General features: G+C 74.6%; 1 protein-coding gene. It reads left to right on the top strand.

What is annotated here, in order from left to right; translation table 11 throughout:
- Positions 1-1,050: condensation domain-containing protein (locus tag ACTWPW_RS64290; RefSeq protein ID WP_443175056.1), on the top strand; the 1,050-nt coding region annotated here is incomplete at both ends.

The following is a 1,050-nucleotide window of genomic DNA, read 5'->3' on the forward strand; positions in this document are numbered from 1 at the left end:
CCGCCGCGCACGGCGGCGGGCGACACCGTCGCCCTGCGCGGCATGCAGGCGGCCTTCTGCACGATGCGCGCGTTCTTCCCCGACGACCTGTCACCGCTGTGCCTGATGCGCTGGGAGATCTGCGGCCCGCTCGACCTGAACGCTCTCGAGGCGGCGCTCGGCGACCTCGTCGCCAGGCACGAGGCCCTGCGGGCCGCCTACCGCCTCGAGCCCGAGCCGGTGGCCAGGGTCCCGGACCCCGTCCCGACGCCGCTGCTCAGGTTCACCCGCATGGCCGACGCCGAGGCCGCCCTCGCCCAGCCGCTGGCGATCGAGAAGGGAGAGGTGATCAGGGCCGCGGTGGCCCGCAACGGTGACGCGTGGTCGCTCGGGCTGGCCGTCCACCACGTGGCGGTGGACGGCTTCTCCGAGCACCTGCTGGCCGCGGACCTGTCCACCGCCTACGCCGCCCGCCTGCGCGGGCACGCCCCCGCCTTCGAACGGCCCGCCCCCACGCTGGCCGAGGTCGCGGCCGAGTGGCGCGAACAGGACGAGCACACCGGCCTGGAACCCCAGCGCGCCTTCTGGCGCGCGCGCTTGGCCGGCCTGCCTCCGCTCCGCTATCCGGAGGTCGGGGAGCAGAGCCTGGCCCACACCCACCACCTACCCGCGGACGTGCTGGAAGCCTGGGAGGACCAGGCGAGGCAGGCGGGAACCACCCGCTTCGTCGTGTTGATGGCGGCCTTCGCCCAGGCGCTCGCCCAGGTGACGGGACAGGCTCGCTTCGGTCTCGGCACGCCCGTCTCCAAGCGCGGCACCGAGACCGCCACCAGGGCCGTGGGCTGCCTGATCGACACCGTCTGCGTGCCCGTGCGATCCGGCCCATGGCCGCACCTGCTCGCCGCCGTCACCGACGCGCTCGCCAACCAGGACGTGCCGTTCATGGAGGTCGTACGGCTTGCGCCACGGGCCCGCACCGGCCGCAACCCGCTCTACCAGGCGATGTTCACCGTCCACGACGACCCGGCGCCCGAGCTCGGGCTGCCCGGCTGCGTGACCCGCCTCGACAGG

Origin of the sequence: Nonomuraea sp. KM90 (assembly GCF_052246675.1) — a bacterium.
Taxonomy (GTDB): domain Bacteria; phylum Actinomycetota; class Actinomycetes; order Streptosporangiales; family Streptosporangiaceae; genus Nonomuraea.